Raw genomic sequence first — 6,146 nt, 5'->3', positions numbered from 1 at the left:
CTGCCGGGCCGACCACGTCGTCGGCCCGGCAGACCGATCCAGACCCATGATCACCGGTTCGATGAAGAGATAGATCGCATCTGATACTTTCATCAGCGATTGGCGCATCGCTTCGCTCGATCAGCTCGATCGAGCACTCCCACCACGTGGCGCCGTCCGCCGCGGATTCCGTTCGTGCCGACCCGGCCGGGTGTGGATCCGCGATGCGACCGAACCGACCGAAAGGAAGAACGTACTCGTGAAGGAATCCGACACCCCGTCGCGCGCCGGCGTGAGCCGCCGCCGCATGCTCGGTGGCGCCGTCGCAGGCACCCTCGGAGTAGCCGCGGCGACAGCACTCCCCCTCGGCTCGTCGACGCAGTTCGGCGCGGCGGGAACGGCCCGCGCCCAGTACGCCGCGCCCACCGGCACCTACCGCATCGACCTGCACACGCACGTGCTGCCGCCGGATTACCGCGCGGCGCTGCTGTCGCACGGGCACTTCACCGTCGGCGGCTACCCCACGCCCCAGTGGTCGCCCGAGTCCGCGATGGAATTCATGGACTACTACGGCATCCAGGCCCAGGCCTTGTCGGTCTCCGACCCTGGCGTCGGGTTCCTGGCCCCAGGCAAGGAAGCCAACGACATGGCGCGATACTGCAACGAGTACGTCGCCGGACTCACCCGGCAGTACCCCACGCGCTTCGGCTCGTTCGCGGTGCTGCCCATGCCCGACATCGCCGCCTCGGTTGCCGAGGCGATCTACGCCCTGGACGTCCTGCACGCCGACGGCATCGTGCTGCTGTCCGCCTACCAGGGCGTCTACCTGGGCGACCCGCGCTACGAGCCCTTGATGATGGCGCTCAACCAGCGCAACGCCTACGTGTTCGTGCACCCCGCCGCGATCGCGGACGACGCCAAGCCCAGCCTGCCCCTGCCCGACTTCCTCATCGAGTACACCTTCGATACGACCCGGGCCGCGACGATGATGATGCTGACCGGTGTCACCAAGCGCTACCCCAACATCCGGTTCCAGCTCTCCCACGCGGGCGGCACGCTGCCGTTCCTGTCCTGGCGCGTCGGCGTCGCCTCCGAAACCACGGTCGGCGAGAACTGGCCCGAGGGTCTGGACAAGCCGTCCCTGCTCGACGCGAAGACGCAGATTTCGCGCTTCTTCTACGACACCGCGCTGAGCGGATCCAGCGCCGCGATGTCGGCGGTGTCGGCCGTGACGAGCCGCGATCACATCGTCTTCGGCTCCGACTGGCCCTTCAGCGCGACCACCCTGCCGCAGTCCGGCACCCACGACCCCGCTCCCGGACTCAGCGACATCTTCGACGCCGACCAGCGCATGGAAGTCGAGCATCACGCCCCGCTGCGCCAGCTTCCCAGACTGGCCGCGGCGATCAACGCGGGCTGACTCGACGGTCCGCCGGGCGCACGCGATTCAGCGCGCCCGGCGGTTTCCGAGCCGAAGTTGAGGAAAACTCCATCACCATCGATTCGTTCGCGGAGGGGTCGTGCCGACAATTCTCATCACCGGCGCAACATCAGGTATCGGCCTGGAATGCGCCACCCAGCTCGCCCCCGGCGCGCATCTTGTACTGGTCGGCCGCGACCGGCACCGGCTCGCGGCCGCGTCAGCACGAGTCCGCGCGGCGGGCGCTGCCCGAACAGACGTGCTCCAGGCCGATTTCACGTCGCTGGCGTCCGTGCGATCGCTCGCGGCGACCGTCCGCAGCCGGTATGACGCCATCGATGTCCTGATCAACAACGCGGGCGCGGTCTTCGCCGCACGCACCCTGACCGAGGACGGCCACGAAGCCACCCTCGCCGTCAATCACCTCGCCCCCTATCTCTTCACGGAGTCGGTGAAGCCACTGCTGCTGTCCGCGGCACCGGCCCGGATCGTGATCACGGCCTCCACCGCGCACTACCGCGGCGAGATCGACTTCGACGACCTCCCGCACCGGCACGGCTACTCGATCATGACGGCGTATGCGCGATCCAAGCTCGCCAACGTCATGTACGCCCGCAGCCTTGCCGCGGAACTCGCGGAGTCCGGGGTGACCGTCAATGCCGTGCACCCGGGAATGGTGGCCACCGGCATATGGAACAAGGCGCCCTGGTTCGCCAGACCGATCGTGGCAGTGGTCAAACGCGTCCACATGATCCCCGCCGCCGACGGGGCCCGCCGGCTCACCGAACTGGCCACGGAACCTGCCTTCGCCGGCGTTACGGGAGGCTACTTCGAGGACGGCGAGCTACGTCTGCCCTCGGCAGCGGCGCAGGATCCGGCCCTCGGGCAACGCCTGCGCGCGGCCAGTGACCGGCTGGTCGGCCTGCCCTCGTGACGGAGTCCCGCGCAGCGGTGACGGCGGCGGAACCGATTCTCGTGGTCGACGACGACGAGAACATTCGCGAGTCGCTCGAACGCGGGCTGACGCTTCTCGGCTTCGAGGTGCGGACAGCAGCCGACGGGGTCGAGGCGATGCACGCATGCAGAAACCACCGGCCCGCCGCGATCGTCCTCGACCTGCAGATGCCGAATCTCGACGGCCTGGGCGTGATCCGCGCACTACGTGCACTCGGCAGCGACGTGCCCATCTGTATTCTCAGCGCGCGAACCAGCCTCACCGAGCGGGTGGCGGGCCTGGAGGCCGGCGCGGACGACTACCTCGTGAAACCGTTCGTCCTCGAGGAACTCACCGCTCGCCTGCGCGCGGTACTGCGTCGTACCCGCGGCCCACAGGCCGCCGACCCGCCCGCTTTCGAGATCGGCCCGCTGCAGATCAGCGACTCGGCTCGACGCGTCACGATCGCGGGCAGCGAAGTCACCCTGACCCGGCGCGAGTACGACCTGCTCCATATTCTCGCGCTGCACCACGGTCGGATATTGAGCCGGGAACAGCTCCTCGAACTGGTGTGGGGATACAATTTTCCCACCCAGAGCAACGTGGTCCAGGTTTTCATCTCCCACCTCCGGCGGAAATTGGAATTCGGCGACCACGGCCGGCTGATCCACACCGTCCACGGCGCCGGATACGTACTGAGAAGCGACCTGGATTAAATTTGCCTCAGAATCCGGCGAGAAGAATCTTCATATCTCCGCCGTAGGATCCGATTCGGGCCGGGCGTCGCCTGGCCGATCAGTCCTGCGACTGTATCCGATCACACCTCATGGAAAGAGACGAAGCGTTGATCGCGCTCGCCCGAATGACATTTTGGCTGTCCCTGTTCTCCTCGCTCGCAGTGCTTCTCGTCTATACGACGGTGCCCCGGGCGAACGCCGCATTCGACCCGGCCGGCGTCGACTTCTGGGTCGACTCCGACATGGGCCCCGTCAAGAGCCGGGTATTCCGCGCCGCGGACGGAAATACGCACCGCGTGGTATACGCCCTCGACGGCATGTGGGCGCGCGAGGACCTCAACGGGTGGGAAATCGAAACGGATATCGCCCGCACGCTGACCGCGCACAATATCAACGTGGTGCTGCCGATCGGCGGACAGTCCAGCTTCTACATGGATTGGGACCGCCCGTCGGATCTTCCGGAAACCTCGCCGTCCGACATCGCGGACAAGTCCGCGGCTGTCCCGGAGACGGGCCCCGGCAAGTCGTACACCTACACCTGGGAAACTCTGCTGACCCGGGTACTGCCGGCCGCGCTCGACGAACGCCTCGGCCTGTCCCCGGTCCGCAACGGCGTGGTGGGACTCTCGATGGGCGGCAGCGCCGCGCTCGCGCTCGCGGCCCATCACCCGAACCAGTTCAGTTATGCCGCATCGCTGTCCGGATATCTCACCCCGTCGGCGCCCGGCATGCGCGGCGCGATCGCCGCCGCGATGGCCAAGGCCGGCGGATACAACATCGCCTGCATGATCAGTTCGCCGACCTCGGACAAATGGGAACGGATGGATCCCATGTTCCTCGCTCCCGACTTGATCAAGAACGGGACCAGGCTCTGGGTGTCGGCCGCGACCGGAGTACCGACCGAGGCGGGCGAACCGAGCAAGGCGGCCGCGGAGGGATCCGCGCTCGAGACCCTCTCCCTGAGCAACTCACGGTCGTTCCAGGCACGGATGACGACCCTGGGAGCGTCCACCGTGACCTACGACTTCCCTTCCGCCGGCGTCCACGCCTGGCAGTACTGGGAAGCCCAGGTGGTCAAGATGCTCCCGGCCCTGTCCGGCGCCATCGGCTGAGCCGACCCGGCTGAGCCAAAGGACGGCTCTCACGCGCGCCGGTGAGACTGCGCGATTCAGATCTCGGGCAGTGCGCGCCGGCTGATGTCGTGTGCCTCATCCGCGCTCACCCCGAGCATCCGCAGCAGGTCTTCGGCCACCTGATCGACCGCCGCCGAGTCGTCGCGAGCCGGCTGTTCGTGCAGCAACTGTCCGAGACACAGCGCGGCTCCCGACACGATCACCAGCGCGAGTTCCGCATCGCGCACCACGAAACGACCCGCGCGCACCCCCGATTCGATATCCCGGCGTGCTCGCGCGGCCACGCCCTTGTCCGAACCCGCGTAGACAAGCCCCTCCGCGAGCAGAACCTTGCTCGCGGTGGGTTCACGCCGATGGAACCGTCCCGCCAGGCGAAAGCTCTGCGCGAAGACATGCGCCGGATCATCGATCCCGGCCGTCAGCTCATCCAGCACTCCCCCGAGCCGGTCGAGAACCTCGCCCACCGCCACCTGCAGGAGCTCCTCCCGGCTGGAGAAATGGTTGTAGAACGATCCCATGCCGACGTCGGCCGCCTGAGTGATCTCCAAGATGGGGGCGTTCAGCCGACCCTGGGCAATGAAGACCTGTGCCGCCGCTACGAGCGCTGCGCGGGTTCGCGCTTTTCGCCGCTCCAGACGATTGGTACCCGCAGTGTCATCCATCGCGCCCTCCACATCTGATCCGTCGACGCAGACCTCGCATCAATGATGGCTATCTCATACTTGACGCTATCATCCAACCAACATGTACTGATAACTACGTCTTAAATGATGATATCGTCAGTTGAGCGCAGGGGAGAGACGACCGTTCTCGGCGTCGCACCCGGCCGGCACGCCGCGGAAGAGCTCGGCGCGATGTTCGGCGCACTCCGGGAAGAGCACAACGAATTCGACCTCCGCCGCCTCGTCGGCCTGATGAAAGTGGCTCGCTCATGACGCATACCGTTCTCCGGACGATCGAGGGTTGGTGGCTGCGCACCGGCGCGGGCGCGGCCCGCATCGAGACCGGCGCCGCCACCACCGCCGAACTGCTCGCCGACCGGGCCGGGATCACCCATGCCGCCCGCAACACCGACCTGGTCCCGGTCCACGAACTGATGCCGCTGTCCCCGGTGACGGCCCCCTGCCGGGTGGTCGCCCAGATGACGAACTTCGCCTCCCACGTGCGGGATTCCGGTGGCGATCCCGATTCGGTGCCACTCACCTTCTTCCGGAAGGCATCGGGATCGATCAGCGGGCCCCACGACGACGTCGTTCGTCCGAGCCATGTGCGGCTGCTGGACTACGAAGTCGAGATCGGGCTGGTGTTCGGCAGAGAACTGCCCGTCGGCACCGAGGTCGACGCAGGCAACCTCGCCGACTACATCGCGGGGCTCGTCGTCACCAACGACATCTCCGCGCGCGACGTGCAATTGCCGCAGACCCAGTACTACGAGGGCAAGTCGTACCCGACCTTCACCCCGACGGGACCCGCGCTGGTTCTCCTGGAAGACGGCGAGCTCGATCGATTCGCCGACCTGCGGCTGCGGCTGTGGGTCAACGGCGACAAGCGACAGGACATGACCGTGGCCGACATGATCTACCAGCCGCTCGAGACCGTGCGGGCGCTGTCCCGGTTCCAGCGAATGGACGCCGGCGACCTGCTGCTCACCGGTACACCCGTGGGGACCGCGATCAGCGCGCCGCCCAAGCCGGTGGAGATCATCGGCGCGATGCTCCCGCCCAAGCTCAAGTGGAAGCTGTTCTTCGACCGCCAAGCCAAGAATCCGAAGTATCTCCAGGACGGTGACGTCATCGAAGCGACGATCGGCACCGACGACGGAACCATCGACCTCGGCAGGCAACGTACCACTGTGCGATACGCGCGATAATCGTCTGAACAGCACTTTCGGTCCGAAATACGTACCTCGGCGACAGATCCCGGCCGTAGCTACCACCGTCACA

6 protein-coding genes are annotated in these 6,146 nt (G+C 66.7%); 5 read left to right on the top strand and 1 reads right to left on the bottom strand.

Annotated elements, in window-relative coordinates:
* Nucleotides 1–238 precede the first annotated feature (238 nt).
* The 4 genes from ACWF82_RS21070 to ACWF82_RS21055 all read left to right on the top strand — a co-directional run bounded on the left by ACWF82_RS21070 (nucleotide 239) and on the right by ACWF82_RS21055 (nucleotide 4,182).
* Nucleotides 239–1,399 (top strand): amidohydrolase family protein, encoded by a 1,161-nt coding sequence (locus tag ACWF82_RS21070; protein ID WP_452503499.1) that lies wholly within the window; start codon nucleotides 239–241, stop codon nucleotides 1,397–1,399.
* A 100-nt stretch (nucleotides 1,400–1,499) separates the two neighbouring features.
* Nucleotides 1,500–2,333: an SDR family NAD(P)-dependent oxidoreductase gene (locus tag ACWF82_RS21065; RefSeq protein WP_452503498.1), complete on the top strand. Its 834-nt coding sequence runs from the start codon at nucleotides 1,500–1,502 to the stop codon at nucleotides 2,331–2,333.
* Nucleotides 2,334–2,368: 35 nt separating this feature from the next.
* Nucleotides 2,369–3,049 (top strand): response regulator transcription factor, encoded by a 681-nt coding sequence (locus tag ACWF82_RS21060; protein WP_452503514.1) that lies wholly within the window; start codon nucleotides 2,369–2,371, stop codon nucleotides 3,047–3,049.
* Nucleotides 3,050–3,159: 110 nt separating this feature from the next.
* Complete coding sequence (locus ACWF82_RS21055) at nucleotides 3,160–4,182, top strand: alpha/beta hydrolase (RefSeq protein WP_452503496.1); 1,023 nt, start codon at nucleotides 3,160–3,162, stop codon at nucleotides 4,180–4,182.
* Between the two features lie 56 nt (nucleotides 4,183–4,238).
* On the opposite strand, the gene ACWF82_RS21050 is transcribed toward ACWF82_RS21055, so the two are convergent.
* A complete protein-coding gene (locus ACWF82_RS21050; protein ID WP_452503494.1) occupies nucleotides 4,239–4,865 on the bottom strand; it encodes a TetR/AcrR family transcriptional regulator in 627 nt (208 codons plus the stop codon).
* Between the two features lie 269 nt (nucleotides 4,866–5,134).
* On the opposite strand from ACWF82_RS21050, the gene ACWF82_RS21045 reads away from it, so the two are divergent.
* On the top strand, nucleotides 5,135–6,073 hold the full coding sequence (locus ACWF82_RS21045; RefSeq protein ID WP_452503492.1) for a fumarylacetoacetate hydrolase family protein: 939 nt from the start codon (nucleotides 5,135–5,137) through the stop codon (nucleotides 6,071–6,073).
* Nucleotides 6,074–6,146 lie beyond the last annotated feature (73 nt).

This window comes from Nocardia sp. NPDC055053, assembly GCF_053608285.1.
The sequence above is the reverse complement of the archived record's forward strand: the minus strand, read 5'-3'. Positions and strand labels throughout refer to the sequence as shown.

What these genes read in the sequence shown, in the direction of transcription:
- ACWF82_RS21055 (WP_452503496.1), top strand. Translation starts at nt 3,160, where the DNA reads ATGGAAAGAGACGAAGCGTTGATCGCGCTCGCCCGAATGACATTTTGG.
- ACWF82_RS21050 (WP_452503494.1), bottom strand. Translation starts at nt 4,865, where the DNA reads ATGGATGACACTGCGGGTACCAATCGTCTGGAGCGGCGAAAAGCGCGA.
- ACWF82_RS21045 (WP_452503492.1), top strand. Translation starts at nt 5,135, where the DNA reads ATGACGCATACCGTTCTCCGGACGATCGAGGGTTGGTGGCTGCGCACC.